The sequence below is a fragment of the Pseudomonas putida genome, from assembly GCF_028682395.1.
Classification (GTDB): domain Bacteria; phylum Pseudomonadota; class Gammaproteobacteria; order Pseudomonadales; family Pseudomonadaceae; genus Aquipseudomonas; species Aquipseudomonas putida_AB.
On record NZ_JANHLC010000009.1, the window covers coordinates 100,117 to 122,371 of the forward strand.

General features: G+C 63.2%; 19 protein-coding genes. 14 read left to right on the forward strand and 5 right to left on the reverse strand.

Features of this window, described 5'->3' with window-relative positions; genetic code table 11:
• Position 1: 1 nt before the first annotated feature.
• The 6 genes from atuC (at position 2) to NPS46_RS19935 (ending at position 6,621) form a co-directional block, all read left to right on the forward strand.
• Entirely contained in the window at positions 2–1,618 is a 1,617-nt protein-coding gene (gene atuC, locus NPS46_RS19910) for a geranyl-CoA carboxylase subunit beta (protein ID WP_274110161.1), read from the forward strand.
• Between the two features lie 25 nt (positions 1,619–1,643).
• Positions 1,644–2,804 (forward strand): citronellyl-CoA dehydrogenase, encoded by a 1,161-nt coding sequence (atuD, locus tag NPS46_RS19915; protein WP_274110163.1) that lies wholly within the window; start codon positions 1,644–1,646, stop codon positions 2,802–2,804.
• On the forward strand, positions 2,801–3,598 hold the full coding sequence (locus NPS46_RS19920; RefSeq protein WP_274110165.1) for an enoyl-CoA hydratase/isomerase family protein: 798 nt from the start codon (positions 2,801–2,803) through the stop codon (positions 3,596–3,598). The genes atuD and NPS46_RS19920 overlap by 4 nt, the downstream gene beginning before the upstream one ends.
• 46 nt (positions 3,599–3,644) lie before the next feature.
• Entirely contained in the window at positions 3,645–5,633 is a 1,989-nt protein-coding gene (locus NPS46_RS19925) for an acetyl/propionyl/methylcrotonyl-CoA carboxylase subunit alpha (RefSeq protein WP_274110167.1), read from the forward strand.
• A 62-nt stretch (positions 5,634–5,695) separates the two neighbouring features.
• On the forward strand, positions 5,696–6,238 hold the full coding sequence (locus tag NPS46_RS19930; RefSeq protein ID WP_274110169.1) for an exonuclease domain-containing protein: 543 nt from the start codon (positions 5,696–5,698) through the stop codon (positions 6,236–6,238).
• 101 nt (positions 6,239–6,339) lie between these two features.
• Positions 6,340–6,621: a pyrimidine/purine nucleoside phosphorylase gene (locus tag NPS46_RS19935; RefSeq protein WP_274110171.1), complete on the forward strand. Its 282-nt coding sequence runs from the start codon at positions 6,340–6,342 to the stop codon at positions 6,619–6,621.
• Between the two features lie 44 nt (positions 6,622–6,665).
• Here the strand turns inward: NPS46_RS19935 and NPS46_RS19940 are convergent, their stop codons facing one another.
• Positions 6,666–8,438: an ABC transporter transmembrane domain-containing protein gene (locus tag NPS46_RS19940; protein ID WP_274110173.1), complete on the reverse strand. Its 1,773-nt coding sequence runs from the start codon at positions 8,436–8,438 to the stop codon at positions 6,666–6,668.
• A gap of 264 nt (positions 8,439–8,702) precedes the next feature.
• Here NPS46_RS19940 and NPS46_RS19945 point away from each other — a divergent pair, with 264 nt between their 5' ends.
• Positions 8,703–8,879: a PA1571 family protein gene (locus NPS46_RS19945; RefSeq protein WP_274110175.1), complete on the forward strand. Its 177-nt coding sequence runs from the start codon at positions 8,703–8,705 to the stop codon at positions 8,877–8,879.
• A 52-nt stretch (positions 8,880–8,931) separates the two neighbouring features.
• Here NPS46_RS19945 and pdxB read toward each other — a convergent pair whose 3' ends face one another.
• Positions 8,932–10,074, reverse strand: coding sequence for a 4-phosphoerythronate dehydrogenase PdxB (gene pdxB / locus NPS46_RS19950; protein ID WP_274110177.1), 1,143 nt, complete (start codon positions 10,072–10,074; stop codon positions 8,932–8,934).
• Positions 10,075–10,258: 184 nt separating this feature from the next.
• On the opposite strand from pdxB, the gene NPS46_RS19955 reads away from it, so the two are divergent.
• The gene (locus NPS46_RS19955) at positions 10,259–11,668 is read left to right on the forward strand and encodes an MATE family efflux transporter (RefSeq protein WP_274110179.1); all 1,410 of its coding nucleotides are present in this window, start codon (positions 10,259–10,261) and stop codon (positions 11,666–11,668) included.
• Here NPS46_RS19955 and tusA read toward each other — a convergent pair.
• Both tusA and rlmM read right to left on the reverse strand, forming a co-directional pair.
• Complete coding sequence (tusA, locus tag NPS46_RS19960) at positions 11,665–11,916, reverse strand: sulfurtransferase TusA (RefSeq protein WP_425312767.1); 252 nt, start codon at positions 11,914–11,916, stop codon at positions 11,665–11,667. The genes NPS46_RS19955 and tusA overlap by 4 nt on opposite strands.
• Positions 11,917–12,038: 122 nt before the next feature.
• Positions 12,039–13,115, reverse strand: coding sequence for a 23S rRNA (cytidine(2498)-2'-O)-methyltransferase RlmM (gene rlmM / locus NPS46_RS19965; protein WP_274110181.1), 1,077 nt, complete (start codon positions 13,113–13,115; stop codon positions 12,039–12,041).
• Positions 13,116–13,325: 210 nt separating this feature from the next.
• Here rlmM and acnA point away from each other — a divergent pair, with 210 nt between their 5' ends.
• Together acnA and NPS46_RS19975 are read left to right on the forward strand one after the other, a co-directional pair.
• Entirely contained in the window at positions 13,326–16,070 is a 2,745-nt protein-coding gene (gene acnA, locus NPS46_RS19970) for an aconitate hydratase AcnA (RefSeq protein ID WP_274110183.1), read from the forward strand.
• Positions 16,071–16,474: 404 nt separating this feature from the next.
• Positions 16,475–18,040: a methyl-accepting chemotaxis protein gene (locus NPS46_RS19975; protein ID WP_274110185.1), complete on the forward strand. Its 1,566-nt coding sequence runs from the start codon at positions 16,475–16,477 to the stop codon at positions 18,038–18,040.
• Between the two features lie 85 nt (positions 18,041–18,125).
• Here the strand turns inward: NPS46_RS19975 and NPS46_RS19980 are convergent, their stop codons facing one another.
• Positions 18,126–18,824: an alpha/beta family hydrolase gene (locus NPS46_RS19980; protein WP_274110187.1), complete on the reverse strand. Its 699-nt coding sequence runs from the start codon at positions 18,822–18,824 to the stop codon at positions 18,126–18,128.
• A 103-nt stretch (positions 18,825–18,927) separates the two neighbouring features.
• Between NPS46_RS19980 and ccoN the strand changes: the two genes are divergently transcribed.
• The 4 genes from ccoN to ccoP are packed head-to-tail and all read left to right on the forward strand — an operon-like array spanning position 18,928 to position 22,110.
• Complete coding sequence (gene ccoN, locus NPS46_RS19985; protein ID WP_274110188.1) at positions 18,928–20,352, forward strand: cytochrome-c oxidase, cbb3-type subunit I; 1,425 nt, start codon at positions 18,928–18,930, stop codon at positions 20,350–20,352.
• Positions 20,353–20,362: 10 nt separating this feature from the next.
• The gene (gene ccoO / locus NPS46_RS19990; RefSeq protein ID WP_274110190.1) at positions 20,363–20,971 is read left to right on the forward strand and encodes a cytochrome-c oxidase, cbb3-type subunit II; all 609 of its coding nucleotides are present in this window, start codon (positions 20,363–20,365) and stop codon (positions 20,969–20,971) included.
• 3 nt (positions 20,972–20,974) lie between these two features.
• Positions 20,975–21,175: a cbb3-type cytochrome oxidase subunit 3 gene (locus NPS46_RS19995; RefSeq protein WP_274110192.1), complete on the forward strand. Its 201-nt coding sequence runs from the start codon at positions 20,975–20,977 to the stop codon at positions 21,173–21,175.
• The gene (gene ccoP / locus NPS46_RS20000) at positions 21,172–22,110 is read left to right on the forward strand and encodes a cytochrome-c oxidase, cbb3-type subunit III (RefSeq protein ID WP_274110194.1); all 939 of its coding nucleotides are present in this window, start codon (positions 21,172–21,174) and stop codon (positions 22,108–22,110) included. Before NPS46_RS19995 ends, ccoP begins: the two co-directional genes overlap by 4 nt.
• The last annotated feature ends 145 nt before the right edge of the window (positions 22,111–22,255 follow it).

A 22,255-nucleotide genomic window follows, 5' to 3' on the forward strand; every position in this document is an offset into this window, starting at 1 on the left:
CATGCCGCTCATTGCCTCCCAACTCGATCCCCAGAGCGCCGATTACGCTCGCCATCGCGCGGCAATGCTTTCCAGCATCGAGCACTGGCGCCAACTGGAGGACAACCTGTTGCTCAAGGCCGCCCAGGCCAAAGCCAAGTTCGAACAGCGCGGGCAACTGCTGCCCCGGGAACGCCTGGAATTGCTGCTCGACCCAGGGGCGCCGTTTCTTGAGCTGGCCGGCCTGGCCGGTTACAAGCTGCACGACGATAAGGACGGCAGCCAGGCCGGCGGCGGCCTGATCGCCGGAATTAGTTTTGTGTCCGGCGTGCGGGTGCTGGTGGTGGCCAACAACAGCGCCATCAAGGGCGGGACCATTTCCCCCAGCGGCCTGAAAAAAACCCTGCGCCTACAGCAGATCGCCATAGAAAACCGGCTGCCAGTGCTGACCCTGACCGAAAGCGGCGGGGCCAACCTTAACTACGCCGCCGAGATCTTTGTCGAGGGCGCGCGTGGCTTTGCCAATCAGGCGCGGATGTCGGCCATGGGGTTGCCGCAGATCACCGTGGTCCACGGCTCGTCCACCGCCGGTGGTGCCTATCAGCCCGGGCTGTCGGATTACGTGGTGGTGGTGCGCGACAAGGCCAAGCTGTTTCTCGCCGGCCCGCCACTGCTCAAGGCCGCCACGGGCGAAGTCGCGACCGATGAAGAACTCGGTGGCGCCCGGATGCACGCCCAGGTCGCCGGCACCGCCGAGTACCTGGCAGAAGACGATGCCGACGGGCTGCGCATCGTGCGCGAGATTGTCAGCCTGCTGCCCTGGAATGACCGGCTGCCCGAGCGCACACCGCCGGCCTATGCCGAGCCGCTCTACCCTATCGAGGAACTGCTGGGGTTGATTCCCGACGATCCGAAAAAACCCTATGACGTGCGTGAGATCGTCGCCCGTCTGGCCGATGGCTCGAATTTTCTCGAATTCAAGGCCGAGTTCGACAGCCTCACCGTCTGCGGCCATCTGCGCATTCAGGGACGGGCCTGCGGGCTGATCGGCAATAACGGCCCGATCACGCCAAAGGGCGCGGCCAAAGCCGCGCAATTTATCCAGCTGTGCGATCAGAGCGGTACGCCGCTGCTGTTTTTTCATAACACCACCGGTTTCATGGTCGGTACAGAAGCCGAACAGCAAGGCGTCATCAAGCACGGCGCCAAGCTGATCCAGGCGGTGGCCAATGCCCGCGTCCCCAAACTCACCCTGGTGGTCGGCGGCTCCTACGGCGCAGGCAACTACGCCATGTGCGGGCGTGGCCTGGACCCGCGGTTTATCTTTGCCTGGCCCAATAGCCGCACGGCAGTGATGGGCGCCGCCCAGGCCGGCAAGGTGCTACGTATCGTCACCGAGGCCAAGCAGCTCAAGGCAGGCCTGACACCGGACCCACAGATGCTGGCGATGCTTGAGCAGGCCGCCGCGCACAAGCTCGACAGCCAGTCCAGCGCCCTCTATGGCACCGCCAGCCTGTGGGACGACGGCCTGATCGACCCGCGGGACAGCCGTACCCTGCTCGGTTTTTTGCTCGACACCTGCGCCGAGGCCGAGCAGCGGCAGCTCAAGGGCAACAGCTTCGGCGTCGCGCGTTTTTGATCGGTGCTCAACCAGGAGAACAAGCATGATTTTCACCCCGGAACATGAAGCACTGCGCCAGACCGTACGCGCCTTTGTCGAGCGCGAGATCAATCCCCATGTCGATGCATGGGAAAAAGCCGGGCGTTTTCCGATCCACGCCCTCTTTCGCCAGGCCGGCGAACTGGGCCTGCTGGGGATCTCCAAGCCAGAACAGTTTGGCGGCATGGGCCTGGACTACAGCTACTCGGTGGTGGCCGCCGAGGAGTTCGGGCGCATCCATTGCGGCGGGATTCCCATGGCCATTGGCGTGCAAACCGATATGTGTACGCCGGCCCTGGCGCGCTTCGGCTCGGACAGCCTGCGCGAGGAGTTTCTGCGCCCGGCCATCAGCGGCGAACAGGTTGGCTGCATCGGGGTTTCCGAGGTCGGCGCCGGCTCCGATGTGGCGGGGCTCAAGACCCATGCGCGCAAGGACGGCGATGACTATGTGATCAACGGCAGCAAGATGTGGATCACCAACTCGCCCAGCGCCGACTTTATCTGCCTGCTGGCCAACACCTCGGACGACAAGCCCCATATCAACAAATCGCTGATCATGGTGCCGATGAACAGCCCCGGTATCAGCCTGAGCGCGCCGCTGGACAAACTGGGCATGCGCAGTTCAGAAACTGCCCAGGTGTTTTTCGACGACGTACGCGTGCCCCAGCGCAACCGCATCGGCCATGAAGGCGCGGGCTTTATGATGCAAATGCTGCAGTTCCAGGAAGAACGTCTGTTTGGCGCGGCCAATATGCTCAAGGGGCTGGAGCACTGCATCGACAGCACTATCGAGTACTGCCGCGAACGCCAGACCTTTGGTACCCGGTTGATCGACAACCAGGTCATCCACTTCCGCCTGGCCGAACTGCAAACCGAAATCGAATGCCTGCGGGCTCTGGTCTACCAGGCCACCGAGCAGTATGTACGCGGCCAGGATGTGACGCGCCTGGCCTCCATGGCCAAGCTCAAGGCCGGCCGCCTGGGCCGCGAGGTCAGCGACAGCTGCCTGCAGTACTGGGGTGGCATGGGCTTTATGTGGGACAACCCGGTGGCCCGCGCCTATCGCGATGTGCGGCTGGTGTCTATTGGCGGCGGCGCCGATGAAATCATGCTGGGCATTATCTGCAAGCTGATGGGCATCCTGCCGGGGAAAAAGAAACCATGAGCACCCTGCCAAGCTGCACCACCCTGCGCCTGGAGCAGCACCCGGGAGTGCTGCATATCACCCTCGACCGACACGACAGCCGCAATGCCATGAGCCTGCAGATGGTCCATGAACTGCGTGCGGTGCTCGCCGCCGTGCACGAAGACCGCGAGGTTCGGGCGCTGGTTCTGAGCGGTGCCCATGGGCACTTCTGCGCCGGAGCCGATCTCAAGGACATGGCCAGCGCCCGTGCCGCCGGCGCTCCAGCCTATCAAGCGTTGAACCGCGCCTTTGGCGCGCTGCTCGAAGAATCCCAGCGCGCCCCCCAGGTGGTGATAACCGTGCTGCAGGGGGCCGTGCTGGGCGGTGGCCTGGGCCTGGTCTGTGTCAGCGATATCGCCATCAGCGCTGACACTGCGCAGTTCGGCCTGCCGGAAACCAGCCTGGGCCTCTTGCCGGCCCAAATCGCCCCCTTTGTCGTCCAGCGGATCGGCCTGACCCAAGCGCGCCGCCTGGCCCTGACCGCCGCCCGCTTCGACGGCCATGAGGCCCAGCGCCTGGGGCTGGTGCAGTTTGTCGAGCGCGATACCCAGGCCTTGGCCGAACGCGTGGATGAAGTGCTCAGGCAGGTCCTGCGCTGCGCCCCCGGGGCGAATGCCGCGACCAAGGCGCTCTTGCTCGCCAGCCTGGAACAGCCCCTGAGCCCGCTGCTGGATGAGGCCGCCCAGGCGTTCGCCGCCGCGGTGACCGGCCCGGAAGGCAGCGAAGGCACCCTGGCGTTTATGCAAAAGCGTCCACCGAACTGGGCTCGCTGAACCGCTCCCACCCTCGCCTCCCAAGACATGCCTCAAGGACCTGCCCATGCCCGCCTTCAGCAAGATCCTGATCGCCAACCGCGGTGAAATCGCCTGCCGGATCATCCGCACGGCCCGGGCGATGGGTTATCGCACCGTCGCGGTCTACAGCCAGGCCGATGCCCAGGCCCTGCATGTGCAACTGGCCGACGAGGCGGTGTGCATCGGCCCGGCCCAGGTCGCCCGCTCCTACCTTGATGCTGGGGCGATTATCGAGGCGGCCCGTCGCAGTGGCGCCGACGCCGTGCACCCTGGCTATGGCTTTCTCTCGGAAAACCCCGACTTCGCCCGCGCCTGCGCCGCGGCGGCCCTGACCTTTATCGGCCCGAGCGCCGAGGCCATCGAGTTGATGGGCAGCAAGCGCCTGTCGAAGATCGCCATGCTCGAAGCCGGCGTACCCTGCATCGCCGGCTACCAGGGGGCGGCCCAGGATGACGCGAGCCTGATTCGCGAAGCTACGCGTATCGGCTACCCACTGATGATCAAGGCCAGTGCTGGCGGTGGCGGACGCGGCATGCGCCTGGTGCACGCGCCCGAATCCCTGGTCGAACAACTGCGCACCGCCCGCTCGGAGGCCCTGCATGCGTTTGGCAGTGACGAACTGATTCTCGAACAGGCGCTGCAAGCGCCACGGCATGTGGAAATCCAGATATTTGGCGACCAGCACGGCCAACTGATCCACCTGGGCGAACGCGATTGCTCGATCCAGCGGCGCCATCAAAAAGTCATCGAAGAAGCGCCCTGCCCGGTCATGACCGCCGAATTGCGCCAGGCCATGGGCGAAGCGGCGCTCAAGGCCGGGCGCGCGGTGCAGTATGTCGGCGCCGGTACCGTGGAATTCATGCTCGACGCCCAGGGGCGTTTCTACTTTCTGGAAATGAACACCCGATTGCAGGTCGAGCACCCCGTCACCGAGCTGATTGCCGGTGTGGACCTGGTGGCCTGGCAACTGGATATCGCCGCGGGCCAGCCATTGCCGTTGCGTCAGGACCAGGTGGAACTCAAGGGACATGCCATCGAGGTGCGCCTCTATGCCGAGGACCCGGCCCACGGCTTCCTGCCGCAGACCGGGGATATACGGCGCTGGGAGCCCGCGACCGGCAGTGGCGTGCGCATCGACCATGGCCTGGTCGAAGGCCAGCGCATTACGCCGTTCTACGATCCGCTGCTGGGCAAATTGATCGCCCACGGCGCCACCCGCGAAGAAGCGCGGCGGCGTTTGCTCTGTGCGCTGGAAGACAGCGTACTGCTCGGCGTGCCCAGCAATCAGTTGCTGCTGCGCAACCTGCTGACCCACCCCGGTTTTATCGCCGGGCAGACGAACACCGCCTTTATCGCCGAGCACTTTGCCGACGATCCCAGCCTGCACCCCATCACCGCCACAACCCAGGCGCTGGCGATTGCCGCCGTGCTGTTCTATCAGCACGCGTCCGGTCAGCATGCCGCGAGCCTCAGCGGTTGGAGCAACCAGCGCGGCCGCACGCAGCACTATCGGCTCGCTTCGGGCGACGCCGGCGCACCGCGGGTGGTCAGCGTGCAACCCTTGGGGAATCAGGCCTTCAGCGTCGGGGTTGACCAGCACACGCACGTTGTCGAACTGCACAGCACCGATGGCCGCTGGGCCAGCCTGGAGATAGATGGCGTACGCGCTCGCCACGCCTATCAGTTGGCAGGCGGGCAACTGTGGCTGTTTACCCGCCCCGGCAGCCTGCTGATTGAAGACCGTACCCGCGCATTGACCCAGGCGACGGCCAGCGCCGGCTCGGGCCTGCTCAAGGCGCCGATGGACGGGGCCATTGTCGAGGTACGGGTCGGTGAAGGGACAGAAGTCTGCCAGGGCCAGCTATTGCTGGTGCTTGAAGCGATGAAAATGGAGCACCCGCTCAAGGCCGGCATCGCGGGTGTGATCCGTCGACTGCAGGTCAATCCAGGCGACCAGGTCAGGGGGCATCAGGTCCTGCTGGAAATCGAAGCACCGCTGGACGCTCCCCACTAGGCGCAATCGGCGGCATTGGCTACGCTCTAGCGCACATTGGAACGCTGTAGATGGAGCTTGAGATGCCGCACTGGCTGGTGATCGACCTGGAAGCCACCACGGATGATGGCGGCTGGCCCGTGACGGACATGGAAATCATCGAAATCGGCGCCACGCTGGTCAATCGCGAAGGCCGCGAACTGGATCACTTCCAGCGCTTCGTGCGGCCCCAGCGCCGGCCGTTGCTGACGCCGTTCTGCCGCCAACTGACCCATATCAGCCAGCCCCAGATCGACGGTGCCGCCCCATTGAGCGTTGTCTGGCCGCTGTTCGAGCGCTGGCTCGGCCAGCATCTGCCCCGCCTGGAGGGCTGGGCCAGTTGGGGTGACTACGACCGCCGCCAGCTGGAGCAACAATGGCAGGCCCTGCAACTGCGCAGTGTCTTGCAGGACCTGCCCCATACCAACCTCAAGCAACACTTTGCCAAGGCCCGCCAGCTGCAGCGCCCGCTGGGTCTGAACAGCGCCCTGCAGCTGGCCGGCCTGCAGTTCAGCGGCCAGCAGCACCGGGCCCTGGAAGATGCGCGCAACACCGCGCGCCTGCTGCCATTGATCCTGCCGGCCTGACCCGCTCCAACCTTACAGGGCCCCAGTGTGGGGGAGTGACGGCGCAAATTGGCTTGGGCATACTGGCCAGCCCTTTTTTCGCCCTATTTAAGGAATCGCCCATGTTCAAAGTCAACGAGTACTTCGACGGCACCGTCAAGTCGATCGCCTTCGCCCCGGCTGAAGGCCCGGCTACCATCGGCGTCATGGCCCCGGGCGAATACGAATTCGGCACCGCCCAGCGCGAAATCATGCATGTGGTGTCCGGCGCCCTGACCGTCAAGCTGCCCGATAGCAGCGACTGGGAAACCTTCCCGGCCGGCAGCCAGTTCAATGTGCCCGCCAACAGCAAGTTCCAACTCAAGGTGGCTGAAGAAACCGCTTATCTGTGCCAGTACCGCTAAGCCGTTCATCGCAGCCCAAACGGCGCCCCAAGAGGCGCCGTTTTTTATGATATTTCGTGCTGCTCGGCCGTATTGAACTGCAGGGCCGCCAGCCGTGCATACAGCGAGTTGCCGGCAATCAGCTCGGCATGGGTGCCCACGGCGACCAGGCGTCCTTGATCCATGACAGCAATACGATCAGCGTTCTGCACGGTCGCCAGCCGGTGGGCAATCACCAGGGTGGTGCGACCCTGCATCAGCCGTGGCAAGGCTTGCTGGATCAGGTGTTCGCTCATGGCATCGAGGGCACTGGTGGCTTCGTCCAGCAGCAGGATCGGCGCATCCACCAGCAAGGCCCGGGCAATTGCCAGGCGCTGGCGCTGGCCGCCCGACAGCCCCAGGCCACCGTCCCCCAGATGGGTCTGATAGCCCTCGGGCATCTGCAGAATAAAGTCATGGGCATGGGCTATCCGTGCCGCCTCGTGGACCTGTTCCAAGGTCGCAGACGGGTTGCCGTAGCGGATATTGTCTTCGACGCTCCCGAAAAACAGCGCCGGGCTTTGCGCAACCAGGGCGAAGCAGCGGCGCAGGTCCTGGGGATCAAGCTCAGTGAGTGGCCGGCCTTCGAGCAGAATCCGCCCTTGCTGTGGATCGTAGAAACGCAGCAGCAGATCGAACAAGGTCGACTTCCCCGCGCCTGACGGCCCGACCAATGCCAGGGTCTCCCCTGCCTCGATCCTCAGGCTCAGGCCAGCGATGGCCTGGCTGTCGGGTCGCGACGGGTAGCTGAAATGCAGATCTTCCAGCACCAGGCGCCCACTGACTCGCCCCGGCAGGCGCTCCACCTCCGGGGTCGGCGCCTGGATTTCATTGCGCGAGCGCAACAGTTCGCCAATCCGCTCGGCCGCTCCCGCTGCGCGCTGCAACTCACCAATCACCTCGCTCAGGGTGCCGAATGCGCTGCCGACGATCAGGCTGTAGAACACAAAGGCCGCCAACTCGCCTCCGGAAATCCGCCCGGCAATCACATCCATGCCGCCAACCCAGAGCATGGCCCCCACGGCGCCGAGCACCAGCACGATCACCAGGGTAATCAACCAGGCCCGCTGGGCAATACGTTTGCGTGCGGTCTCGAAGGCCTGTTCCACGGTGCGGGCAAAGCGTCGCTCGTCCTCGCGTTGGTGGTTGTAGGCCTGCACGGTCTTGATCTGGCCCAGGGTTTCGGCGACATAACTGCCCACATCGGCGATACGGTCCTGGCTCAGGCGCGAGAGGCTGCGCACGCGCCGACCAAAGATCAGGATCGGCGCCAGCACCAGCGGCAGCGCTATCACCACGATGCTGGTGAGTTTGGGATTGGTGACGAACAGCAGGATAACCCCGCCCAACACCATCAACGCATTGCGCAGAAACAACGACAGCGACGAACCGATCACCGACTGCAACAGGGTCGTGTCGGCGGTCAGGCGCGACTGGATTTCCGAGCTGCGGTTGTTTTCATAGAAGCCTGGATGCAGGTAGATCAGATGGTTGAACACCTGCCGGCGAATATCGGCGACCACCCGCTCGCCAATCCACGACACCAGGTAGAAACGGGCAAAGGTGCCCACCGCCAAGCCCAGCACCAGCAGCATGAACAGCGCAATGGACTGGTTGAGAAGATGGGGTGACTGGGTCATGAAACCCTGGTCGACCAGCAGGCGGATACCCTGGCCCATGGACAAGGTAATGCCAGCGGTCACGATCAGCGCGAGCAAGGCCCCCAGGGCGTGCCAACGATACGGGGCGATAAAACGACTGGCCAGGCGAATGGCCTGGCGTTGGCGGGAAGAGAACATAGGGGGCGATCCAATAGGGCGTCGCCATGAGACTACACCCAGTGCAGGCCCCACGTGCAGGGGAACTCGGTAAACCCGAATCAGTCTGGTTAAATATGACCGCTGACACTAGCCCCTAGAAAGTATTGATCTAAAGTCGGGCTGGCCGTGGCCGGTGGTTTCTGGTGGACTATCAGAGCCGACCTGAGACCCACGAGTGCACTGTCATAGCCTGGTCATCAAGCGGTTCTAGAGTAGCCACACAACCTGATGAGGAGACAGGCCATGGACTTGCAAAACAGCACCCACCAAGCAGTTCCGGTGATCCGTCCCTGCCCACAGCAACTGGGCTGCGCCGTTATCGACGAACAGGGCAATGAAATCTCGATTACCGAAGAGATGATCCAGCAAGCGTGCCGCGAACTGGAACAACGCCTGGTCAAGCCTGCCAAGCAAGGCTGATAGCCCGAACTCCCATTAACCCGGCCAAGGCCGGGTTTTTTCTGCCCGCCCGTTAAAGTACCTGAGCCCCCAGGGCCTGGACGATGCGCCGCAACGCCGGCGACTCACCATCAATACGCACGCGCAAGCCGTCGACCTCACGGCGCGCCGGGTACTGCTTGCGCAGCACATCGAACGCCCGACGCTGTTCTTCGCCACTGACCACCAGACTGCGGCGGAAATCCGCATCATCGCGGCGCGGGTCATAGACGCCCCGGCACAGCATCGCCAGCGCCCAGTCGGGGTCGGTTGCGGCATTGAGCGTGACGTCGGCCAGCCAGGGCTCGGGCAGCAAGTCGGCCAGAACAACCCGGGGTTCCTCGCCGCGCACCGCGCAATAGGCCGCATAAATCTGCGCCGTCCCACGCTGCTTGCCATCCAGGCTGTAACCGGCAATGTGCGGGGTCGCCAATACACAAAGCTCGGCCAGGGCAATATCGACCTGGGGCTCACCTTCCCAGACATCCAGCACGGCCTGCAGGTCTTCACGTTCGAGCAGGACTTCGCGCAGCGCGTTGTTGTCCACCACGGCCCCGCGACTGGCGTTGATCAGCCAGGCACCGGGGCGCAGCCGGTTCAGGCGCGCATGGTCGAACAAGTGCCAGGTCGGCCTCTCGCCGGTCTTGCTCAAGGGCGTGTGCAGGCTGATGACATCGCATTCCTTGAGCACCTGCTCCAGGCTGACAAAGTCGCCGCCCTCGACGGCCTGACGGGGCGGATCACAGACCAGCACCTTCCAGCCCAGCCCCCGCAGTACCTCGACCAGACGCCCGCCGACTTCGCCGGCACCGACCACACCGTAGGTCCGCGAAGACAGCTCCACACCTTCAATTTCGGCCAGGGTCAGCAGGCTGCCCAGCACATAGTCGACCACGCCCCGGGCATTGCAGCCGGGCGCACTGGACCAATCGATGGCGTTTTGCTCGAAGTAGTCCAGGTCCAGGTGATCGGTGCCAATGGTGCAGGTGCCGACAAAGCGCACCGAACTGCCGTCGAGCAGGGCCCGGTCGACCCGCGTGACCGAACGCACCAACAGGACATCGGCATCGCGTACCGCTTGGGCGTCGATGGCTCGACCGGGCAAACGGCGGATTTCACCGAAGCTGGCAAAGAAGGCATCGAGCAACGGAATATTTTCATCGGCAACAATCAACATGGACAAGCTCCTCTCGCGAAGGCGCAGTGTAGGCGCACTTGGCAGGCCCGGGCCAGCCGGGCTTGCGGTCCGAGCCCAGACGATTACAAAAGGCCTACACGCGAGCGTTTCCTGACCGCGGCGTCAACGCGTAGAATCCCCCGCCCTTGTACGTTATCTGCCTGCACCCTAGGAGCCCTGACCGGTGAACGCCACACCCGCTGCACCCGCTTCCCCACCACTGGGCCGTTCAGCCCGGACGCGCCTTGAACTGCGCAACCTGCTCGGCCTGGCCCTGCCGATCATCATTGCGCAACTGGCCCACACGGCCATGGGCTTTGTCGACGCAGTGATGGCCGGGCGAGTCGGCCCGCGGGACCTGGCAGCCGTGGCGCTGGGTAACTCGATCTGGGTGCCGGTGTTCCTACTGATGACCGGTATTCTGCTGGCCACCACGCCCAAGGTCGCCCAACGCTACGGCGCCGGCGCCCACGGCGAGATCGGGCCGATCGTGCGTCAGGCTCTGTGGCTGGCCCTCGTGGTGGGGATCGGCGCCAGCGCGCTGCTGTTCAATGCCGAGCCGGTCCTGCACCTGATGAAGGTTGATCCCGAACTGATCGAGCCGTGCATGCAATACCTGCGCGGGATTGGCATCGGCCTGCCGACCGTGGCCTTCTACCATGTGTTGCGCTGCTTCAGCGATGGCCTGGGTCGCACCCGACCGAGCATGGTATTGGGCATCTGCGGGTTGGCATTGAATATTCCGCTGAACTACATCTTCATCTACGGCCACTTTGGCGTGCCGGCCATGGGCGGTCCCGGCTGCGGCTGGGCCACGGCCATTGCCATGTGGGTGATGATGCTGGGGATGGCCGGCTGGGTGCGCTGGGCCAAGGTCTATCAGCCGAGCCAGGTGTTCAGCCACTTCGAATGGCCAAAGTGGGCGGTGATCAAGCGTCTGCTGAGCGTCGGCCTGCCCATCGGGATCGCAGTCTTTGCCGAATCGAGCATCTTTGCCGTGATCGCCCTGCTGATCGGCAGCCTGGGCGCGACCGTGGTGGCCGGGCACCAGATTGCCCTGAATATCAGCTCCCTGGTGTTTATGGTGCCCTACTCCCTCGGCATGGCCATCACCGTGCGCGTCGGCCAGGCCCTGGGCCGCGAGCAGCCGCGCGAGGCACGTTTCGCCGCCGGGGTCGGCATCGCGACGGCGCTGGTCTACGGCTGCGTGTCCGCGAGCCTGATGCTGCTGTTTCGCGAACACCTGGCGACCGTCTACACCACCGACCCGGTGGTGATCCAGGTGGCGACCATGCTAATTGTGTATTCGGCGTTGTTCCAGCTCTCGGACGTGATCCAGGTCACCGCTGCCGGGGCACTGCGCGGTTACCAGGACACACGGGTGACCATGATCCTGACGCTGTTCGCCTACTGGGGGATCGGCCTGCCGGTGGGCTACCTTCTGGGCCTGACCGACTGGTTCGGTGAACCGAGTGGTCCGAGCGGATTGTGGCAGGGCTTGATCGTCGGCCTGAGTTGCGCCGCCCTGATGCTCTCGATCCGCCTGACGCGCAGCGCGCGCCAGCGGATCCGGATCAGTGCTTCCCGCCGCTAATCGAGCTTCTTGCGGATCCAGTACAGGTAAGTGCCAGCCTGCTCCTGCTGATCGACCAGTTCATGGCCGAGGAAGACGCAGAACTTGGGAATATCGCGACGGGTCGAAGGGTCGGTCGCGATCACCTTGAGCAGGCCACCGGCCGGCAGGTCGCGCACATGCTGGTGCAGCATCATCACCGGTTCCGGGCAATTCAGGCCGCTGGCGTCCAGGACGCCATCGACCGGCTGTTCGATGGTTTGACTCATGATTCACTCCAAAAACTGGCCGGCATTGTCGCGTAAAGCACCGCGTGCGGCCACCGCCTCGATGCGTCAGCGGCCTGGAAACGGCCTTTAGGCCACAACAGCCGCCGCCCGACGGCTACGGCTCAATGGCGCTTTTTCGGCGCCTTGGTGTCCAGGCGACGCAGGTGGCAAGTCACTTCCTCACGGTCGTGGTACAGCTGCTTGCAGCCAATCGCCACCTTGATCCCACGCGCCTTGAAGCCGTCTTCGATGCGCTCCAGCAAACGCCGCACTTCGGCATAACGCTGTTTCATCGGCAACTTCAGATTGACCACCGCCTCGCGGCAATGGCCCTCGCCGATCCAGGTTTCCAACAGCGCCGCATTGCGCGCCGGCTTCTCGACGATATCGCAGACCATCCAGTCCACCGGCTGCCGCGGCGTGTAAGTAAAACCATCGGCCATCAGGTGCTGAACCAACCCGGTGTCCATCAGGCTCTCGGCCATCGGGCCATTGTCGATGGCCGTTACCAGCATGCCGCGGTTGACCAACTGCCAGGTCCAGCCACCCGGTGAAGCGCCAAGATCGACACCGGTCATCTCGCCGGACAACCGTTCATCCCATTGATCACGGGGGATAAAGTGGTGCCAGGCCTCCTCCAGCTTAAGCGTCGACCGGCTGGGAGCCTCGCGGGGAAACTTCAAGCGGGGGATGCCCATAGGCCACATGGCCGAGTTATCGGCCTCGGCCAACCCCAGGAAGACCTCGCGCCCACTCTTGAAGGTCAGCAGCAGACGCGGCTTGCCCGGGTCATCCTGCAATTTACCCGCCTGGACCAGCGCTTTGCGCAACGGCGCTTCGAACTTTTTGCAGAAGTTCGACAGCTCCTTACCATCGTTGGTGTCGACGACTTCCAGCCACAGGCTGCCGCACACCGGAAAATCCGCCAACGCCTCAAGGATCACACTGATCCGGTCGGTTTCCGGCAACTGCAGGAATTGGCCACGGGCCCACTGGCGTGGAAAGATCAACTCGGCAAAACGCTGGCCATGCATCAGGCGCTCGGCACCGTCGTCGTCCATGCAGACAAACTCGGCGCAGGCCGTGCCGGGCTTCGCCTTGGCATAACCGGCCACATCCAGCCGCGCGGCGATTTCAGCCACTTCGGAGCAGACTTCGCCCTCGAAACCCGGCCGGCAGTGCATAAAAAGGCTCTTCATCAATACTCCTGGGCAGTCGGCGACTGCGAAATGCTCAAACTTGCCCTGAAGCAAAGCCTGTCACGAAAACCCGCGCATCATAACCGAGTTAGGAACCTTGGACTTCGCCGCACAGTCCAGTGATCAAGCAGTCCTGCCAAACAGAGCTAGCGTTAACGTTCTGTAAGTCCCGTCAGATCCGTAGCCGTGCGGATCAAAAGGAGTGATTCAATGCCATCCCTCGATAGCCTGAAAACCCTTAAAACCCTAGAAGTCGACGACCAGACCTATCACTACTTCAGCCTCGCTGAGGCCGCCAAAAGCCTGGGCAACCTCGACCGCCTGCCGATGTCACTCAAGGTCCTGCTGGAGAACCTGCTGCGCTGGGAGGACGCCAAGACCGTCACCGGCGCCGACCTCAAGGCACTCGCCGCCTGGTTGAAAAACCGCAGCTCGGACCGCGAGATCCAGTACCGCCCGGCCCGCGTGCTGATGCAGGACTTCACCGGGGTTCCCGCCGTCGTCGACCTGGCCGCCATGCGCGCCGCCGTGGCCAAGGCCGGTGGCGATCCACAGCGCATCAACCCGCTGTCGCCGGTGGACCTGGTAATCGACCACTCGGTGATGGTCGATAAATTCGCCAGCCACCAGGCCTTCGAACAGAACGTTGAGATCGAAATGCAACGCAACGGCGAGCGCTATGCCTTTTTGCGCTGGGGCCAGAACGCCTTCGACAATTTCAGCGTCGTGCCGCCGGGCACCGGAATCTGCCACCAGGTCAATCTGGAATACCTGGGCCGCACGGTCTGGACCCGACAGGACGATGACGGACGCACCTACGCTTTCCCCGATACCCTGGTCGGCACGGACTCACACACCACCATGATCAACGGCCTCGGCGTGCTGGGCTGGGGCGTCGGCGGGATCGAAGCCGAAGCGGCGATGCTCGGCCAGCCGGTATCGATGCTGATCCCGCAAGTGATCGGCTTCAAGCTGACCGGCAAGCTCAAGGAAGGCATCACCGCCACCGACCTGGTGCTGACCGTCACCCAGATGCTGCGCAAGAAAGGCGTGGTCGGCAAATTCGTCGAGTTCTATGGTGACGGCCTGGCCGACCTGCCCCTCGCCGATCGCGCGACCATCGCCAATATGGCCCCGGAATACGGTGCGACCTGCGGTTTCTTCCCGGTAGATGACATCACCCTGGATTACCTGCGCCTGTCCGGCCGCCCCGCCGCCACCGTGAAACTGGTCGAGGCGTACTGCAAAGCCCAGGGCCTGTGGCGCCTGGCGGGCCAGGAACCGGTGTTCAGCGACACCCTCGCCCTGGACATGGGCAGCGTCGAAGCCAGCCTGGCCGGCCCCAAGCGCCCACAAGACCGCGTGGCACTGGCCGATGTCGGCCAGGCCTTCGATGATTTCCTCAGCCTGCAGTTCAAGCCGACCAACAAAGAAGAAGGCCGCCTGGAAAGTGAAGGCGGTGGCGGTGTTGCGGTCGGCAACGCCGACCTGGTGGGCGAAGCCGACTACAGCTATGAAGGACAGACCTATCGCCTGAAAAATGGCGCCGTGGTGATTGCCGCCATCACCTCCTGCACCAACACCTCCAACCCGAGCGTGATGATGGCCGCCGGGCTCGTGGCAAAAAAAGCCGTGGAAAAGGGCCTGACTCGCAAAGCCTGGGTCAAGAGTTCCCTGGCCCCCGGCTCCAAGGTCGTCACCGACTACTATAAGGCGGCCGGCCTGACGCCTTACCTCGACCAACTGGGCTTTGCCCTGGTCGGCTATGGCTGCACCACCTGCATCGGCAACTCCGGCCCACTGCCGGAGCCCATCGAAAAGGCGATCCAGCAATCGGACCTGACCGTCGCCTCGGTGCTGTCGGGCAATCGCAACTTCGAAGGGCGCGTCCACCCGCTGGTCAAGACCAACTGGCTGGCCTCGCCGCCCCTCGTCGTCGCCTATGCCCTGGCCGGCAATGTCCGCATCGATATCAGCCGCGAGCCACTGGGTGAAGGCAAGGATGGCCAGCCGGTTTACCTGCGCGATATCTGGCCGAGCCAAAAGGAAATTGCCGACGCGGTCGCCCAGGTCGATACGGCGATGTTCCACAAGGAATACGCCGAAGTCTTTGCCGGCGACGCCCAGTGGCAGGCCATTGCAGTACCGCAGGCCGCCACCTATGTCTGGCAGCCGGACTCGACGTATATCCAGCATCCGCCGTTCTTCGACAACATCACCGGGCCCTTGCCCGTGATCGAGGACATCCGCGGGGCCCGGATCCTGGCCCTGCTGGGTGACTCGGTGACCACCGACCATATCTCGCCCGCTGGCAATATCAAGGCGGACAGCCCGGCCGGTCGTTATCTGCGGGAGAAAGGCGTGGAACCGCGGGACTTCAATTCCTACGGTTCGCGCCGCGGCAACCATGAAGTGATGATGCGCGGCACCTTTGCCAATATCCGCATACGCAATGAAATGCTTGGCGGCGAAGAAGGCGGCAATACCCTGCACATTCCCAGCGGAGAAAAGCTGGCGATCTATGACGCGGCCATGCGCTATCAGGCCGAAGGCACGCCACTGGTGGTGATTGCCGGGCAGGAATACGGCACCGGGTCGAGCCGCGACTGGGCAGCCAAGGGCACCAACCTGCTGGGCGTCAAGGCGGTGATTGCGCAAAGCTTTGAACGCATCCACCGCTCCAACCTGGTCGGCATGGGTGTGCTACCGCTGCAGTTCAAGCTTGACCAGGACCGCAAGAGCCTGCAACTGACGGGCCGCGAAACCCTGGAAATCAGCGGCCTGAGCGGCGCCGAACTGCAACCGCGGATGAACCTCGGCCTGACCATCGTCCGTGAGGACGGCCGCCGCGAGAAAGTCGAGGTGCTCTGCCGCATCGATACCCTCAATGAAGTCGAGTACTTCAAGGCCGGTGGCATCCTGCACTACGTCCTGCGCCAACTGATCGCTTCCTAACCAGCACACCCCGATCCCGCCCAGGCGGTGTCGGGGCCCGCCCCTACTCCGAATGAACTAGTTGATTTCCGGATAAGTAACTTTTTATTACCAAGCCAACAACTCGGCTGAACTAAGGCCCCCCATGACCCGCAGTAATGAACCTTTACTACCAAAGGACTAAATCCCCCTCTGGCGAGCGCCTAGAAGCATCTATTCTGGGCGTTTCCAGCGTGTCGAAAGCCCCACGACCCAGTGCCCGCCTGATCAGCCGATCGGGGAAATTGCACTTTTAGCGCAGCTCTCGCTTCCCTTATGAAGCCCGCGCATACAACAATGGACACTTATATGTATTTGTAAAAACTAAATTCATAAAAAAAAGCCTCCTGCCGATAGCCTGTAAAGCCTTGCGGATCGAAAAAAACATGCGTAACAACCAACCGATAACACAACGCGAACGTACCTTCCCCGCTCAGCAACGTTTGATCTCCACCACCGACGCCAAGGGGGTGATCACCTACTGCAACGACGCTTTCGTCGAGATCAGTGGGTTTTCCCGCGAGGAACTGATTCGCGCACCGCACAACCTGGTACGTCACCCGGATGTGCCGGCGGCTGTGTTCGCGCACATGTGGAATACGCTCAAGCAAGGCCTGCCCTGGATGGGCATCGTCAAGAACCGCTGCAAGACGGGCGACCATTACTGGGTCAATGCCTATGTCACGCCGATATTCGAAGGCAGCCAGGTGGTGGGCTACGAGTCGGTCCGGGTCAAGCCCTCCGCTGAGCAGGTACGGCGCGCCGAGGCGCTGTACCAGCGTCTGAACCAGGGCAAGTCGGCCATTCCAAAGCGCGACAAGTGGCTGCCGGTCCTGCAGGACTGGCTGCCGTTTATCCTCGTCAGCCAATTGAGCTTTATGATTGGCGCCTGGCTCAACTCCCATTGGGGCTTCGCCTTGGCCGCCGCCTTGTCGGTACCGCTCGGCCTGTTGGGCCTGAGCTGGCAGCAACGTGGGCTCAAGCGCCTGCTGCGCCTGGCCGAACAAACCACCTCCGATCCGCTGATCGCGCAGATGTACACCGACAGCCGTGGCCCGCAAGCGCGCCTGGAGATGTCCATCCTCAGCCAGGAAGCCCGTTTGAAAACCTGCCTGACCCGTCTGCAGGACACCGCCGAGCACCTTAACGAGCAAGCCCGTCAGTCCGATGTGCTGGCCCATAAGAGCTCCAGTGGTCTGGAGCGTCAGCGGGTCGAGACCGAGCAAGTCGCTACCGCCGTCAACCAGATGGCCGCGACCACCCAGGAAGTCGCCAGCCACGTGCAGCGCACGGCCGACGCCACCCAGGAAGCCAATCGGCTGACCAGCCGTGGCCGCGATATCGCTGGCGAAACCCGCGAGGCCATCCAGCGCCTATCGGTGGTGGTGGGCGAGACCGGTGCCACCGTGACCCAACTGGCCAAGGACAGTGACGAGATCGGCGGCGTCGTCGACGTGATCAAGGGCATCGCTGACCAGACCAACCTGCTGGCCCTGAACGCCGCCATCGAAGCGGCGCGCGCCGGGGAAATGGGCCGCGGCTTCGCCGTGGTTGCCGATGAAGTCCGCCAGTTGGCGCAACGGACCAGCGAGTCGACCGGGCAGATCCACAGCCTGATCGCCAAGCTGCAGCAAACCGCCAATACCGCCGTGCAAACCATGGACGCCGGCCATCGCCAGGCCGAAGAAGGGGTGGCGCGGGTACTGGAGGCCGACCAGGCGCTGATCGGAATCAGCGAGGCAGTGGCCAATATCACCGATATGACCACCCAGATCGCCGCCGCCACCGAAGAGCAGAATGCGGTGGCCGAGGAAATCAGCCGCAATATCAGCACCATTGCCCAACTGGCGGATCAGACGTCCGAGCAGGCCCAACACTCGGCGCTACTCAGCGAGGAACTGACCCTCACGGCCACCACCCAGTATTCGCTGGTAGAACGTTTCAACCGTTGAAGCCGTGAGCGCTGTACAAAAAACCGAAAGGCCCGCCTTTCGGTTTTTTATTGCCCGCCGTACATCCGTGGGCAACCGCCCGCGCCTAGCGGGACAAGCCGTGCAGGAACCCGGCTACACGTGCGGCGGCAGCCTGCAGATGCTGTTCATGGGTCAATCCCGAGGATTTAAGCGGCTTGAGATCGTGATCGCCCGCGCTGAGCCAGTGCACCTCAATGGCGGGAGCCAGGCTGTAGCCCTCTACGGTCGCGCGATTGCCCAGGGCATCGCGTTCGCCTTGGACAATCAGGGTCGGCGTGCGCAGCTCGGCCAGGTGCGCCACACGCGGTTTCTCGGGCTTGCCGGCGGCATAGAACGGATATCCCAGGCACACCAGCCCTGCGGCGCCCAGTTCATCGGCCAGCAAACTGGCCATGCGCCCCCCCATGGACTTGCCGCCAATCGCCAGCGGCCCAGCGACATGAAGTCGCACCACGGCATACACCTCGCGCCAGCAGTCCAGTAGCCGAGGCATCGGATTCGGTGGACGACGACCGCCCTCCAGACGGCGCTGGGCCATGTAGGGAAACTCGAAACGCAGGACGCTGATACCGCTCGCAACAAGGCGTGCAGCCATATCCGCCATAAAGTTGCTGTCCATGGGCGCCCCTGCTCCGTGGGCGAGGATCAGCGTCACCGGGGCCCGGCCCGGCCCGGCTGGCGCGGGGTCCCATCGCCAACCGTGTTTGGCCACGCACTGCGCCCATTGATCAGCGTCAATACCGACCTGATGCCCTTTGTCCATGCTTGCCTCGCTTTTTAGTCTGCCTATAACTCCGGATCAGCGAGAACCAGAGCCATGCCGTGCGCAATCGCTCTCGCTTTGTCCGAACCGTGGATGGGGAACCATGAACACTTCAACTAGCACCGCCTACAACTACAAGGTGGTCCGCCAATTCGCCATTATGACGGTGGTGTGGGGCATCGTCGGAATGGGGCTCGGGGTTTTCCTCGCAGCACAATTGGTCTGGCCAGCACTCAACTTCGACCTGCCATGGACCAGCTTCGGGCGCTTGCGCCCACTGCACACCAACGCCGTGATCTTCGCGTTCGGCGGCTGCGCCCTGTTCGCCAGTTCGTTCTACGCGGTCCAACGCACCTGCCAGACCCAGCTGTTCGCACCGAAAATCGCTGCGTTCACATTCTGGGGCTGGCAACTGGTCATCCTGCTGGCGGCCATCAGCCTGCCGCTGGGTTATACCAGTTCCAAGGAATACGCCGAACTGGAATGGCCGATCGATATCCTGATCACCATCGTCTGGGTCGCCTACGCCATTGTGTTCTTCGGCACGCTGCTCAAGCGCAAGACCAAGCACATCTACGTGGGTAACTGGTTCTTCGGTGCGTTTATCGTCACCGTGGCGATCCTGCACATCGTCAACAACCTGGAAATCCCTGTCAGCCTGACCAAGTCCTACTCGCTATATGCCGGTGCAACTGACGCCATGGTTCAGTGGTGGTACGGCCACAACGCCGTAGGTTTCTTCCTGACTGCTGGTTTCCTGGGGATGATGTACTACTTCGTACCCAAGCAGGCCGAGCGCCCGGTGTATTCCTATCGCCTGTCGATCGTGCACTTCTGGGCACTGATCACCCTGTACATCTGGGCCGGCCCGCACCACCTGCACTACACCGCACTGCCAGACTGGGCCCAGTCCCTGGGCATGGTGATGTCGCTGGTACTGCTCGCGCCAAGCTGGGGCGGCATGATCAACGGCATGATGACCCTATCGGGCGCCTGGCATAAGCTGCGCAGCGACCCGATCCTGCGCTTCCTGGTCGTCTCCCTGGCGTTCTACGGCATGTCGACCTTCGAAGGCCCGATGATGGCTATCAAGACCGTCAACGCCCTCTCCCACTACACCGACTGGACCATCGGCCACGTACACGCCGGCGCTCTGGGCTGGGTAGCGATGATCTCAATCGGCGCCCTGTACCACATGATCCCGAAAGTCTTCGGTCGCACGCAGATGCACAGCGTCGGCCTGATCAACGCCCACTTCTGGCTGGCCACTATCGGCACCGTGCTCTACATCGCCTCGATGTGGGTCAACGGTATCGCCCAGGGCCTGATGTGGCGCGCAGTGAACGATGACGGCACCCTGACCTACTCCTTCGTCGAAACCCTGGTGGCCAGCCACCCAGGCTTCGTCGTACGCCTGGTCGGCGGCGCGATCTTCTTCAGCGGCATGTTGCTGATGGCCTACAACACCTGGCGCACCGTGCGCGATGCCGAGCCAGCACAAGTCACCGCCGCCGCGCAGATGGCCTGAGGAGTTCGCCATGAAACACGAAACGATTGAAAAAAACGTCGGCCTGCTCCTGCTGTTGATGGTGCTAGCCGTGAGCATCGGCGGTCTGACCCAGATCGTCCCGCTGTTCTTCCAGGACGTCACCAACAAGCCGGTCGAGGGCATGAAGCCCTACACCGCGCTGCAGCTGGAAGGTCGCGATATCTACATCCGCGAAGGCTGCGTGCAGTGCCACTCGCAGATGATCCGGCCGTTCCGTGCCGAGACCGAGCGCTATGGCCACTACTCGGTTGCCGGTGAAAGCGTCTGGGACCACCCGTTCCTGTGGGGCTCCAAGCGTACCGGTCCGGACCTGGCCCGTGTCGGCGCACGCTACTCGGACGACTGGCACCGCGCTCACCTGTACAACCCGCGCAACGTCGTGCCTGAGTCGAAGATGCCCGCCTACCCTTGGCTGGTCACCCAGCCGGTCGACAGCAGCCATACCGAGACCAAGCTCAAAGTCATGCGCACCCTGGGCGTGCCGTACACCGAAGAAGACATCGCCGGTGCCACCGAGACGCTCAAGGGCAAGACCGAAATGGACGCATTGGTCGCCTACCTGCAAGTGCTCGGCACTGCGATCAAGAGCAAGAGGTGAGCCATGGGCTTTGAACTCGATAGCGGAATGATCCGCGGACTCGGCACCCTGATCGTGCTGATCGCCTTTATCGGCCTGTCGATCTGGGTGTTCAACGGCAAGCGCAACCCGGAATTCGCCGAAGCACGCCTGCTGCCCTTTGCCGATGAGCCGCTGCCCGACACCAACAACGAAGTAATCGCGACAAGGAGCCTCCGGCCATGACCACGTTCTGGAGTACGTACATCTGCGTACTGACCATTGGCAGCCTGATCGGCCTGACCTGGCTGTTGATCGGCACGCGCAAGGGTGAAACCAAAGGCAGCACCGACCAGACCATGGGCCACAGCTTCGACGGGATCGAGGAATACGACAACCCGCTGCCGCAATGGTGGTTCATGCTGTTCGCCGGCACCCTGGTGTTTGCGGTCGGCTACCTGATCCTCTACCCGGGTCTGGGCAACTGGAAAGGCATCCTGCCCGGCTATGAAAATGGCTGGACCGGCGTCAATGAATGGCAGAAGGAAATGGACAAGGCAGACGCCAAGTTCGGGCCGATCTTCGCCAAATTTGCAGCCATGCCCGTGGAAGAAGTCGCCAAGGACCCACAAGCACTGAAGATGGGCGGCCGCCTGTTCGCGTCCAACTGCTCGGTCTGCCACGGCTCCGACGCCAAGGGCGCCTTCGGCTTCCCTAACCTCGCCGACAGCAACTGGCGCTGGGGCGGCAATGCCGACACGATCAAGACCACCATCATGGCCGGTCGTGTTGCCGCCATGCCGGCCTGGGGTGAAGTACTGGGCGAAGACGGCGTGAAAAACGTCGCCGCCTACGTGCGTCACAACCTGGCGGGCTTGCCGCTGCCTGAAGGCGACAAAGCCGACCTGGCAGCCGGTCAGCAAGCGTTCAGCACCACCTGCGTCGCCTGCCATGGCCCGGACGGCAAGGGCATGGAGATGATGGGTGCGCCGAACCTGACCCAACCGGGCGGTTTCATCTACGGCACCAGCCTGACCCAGTTGCAACAGACCATTCGTCATGGTCGCCAGGGCCACATGCCGGCGCAGAACGAACTGCTGGGTAACGACAAGGTGCAGTTGCTGGCGGCCTACGTGTACAGCCTGTCCCATGACAACGCTGCAGCAAGCCAATCCGAGTAACACCGTCCTTAGAGGTTTCGCGCCTCGAATGACACAACTGCCGCATCGACTCCGGTGCGGCAGTTCCCCCGCTCTCACGCGACCAAGTGTCGCACCCTTCCAAAGTCCTTCTTCACACTCCCGGCAATCGCGACTAAGCTTTTTC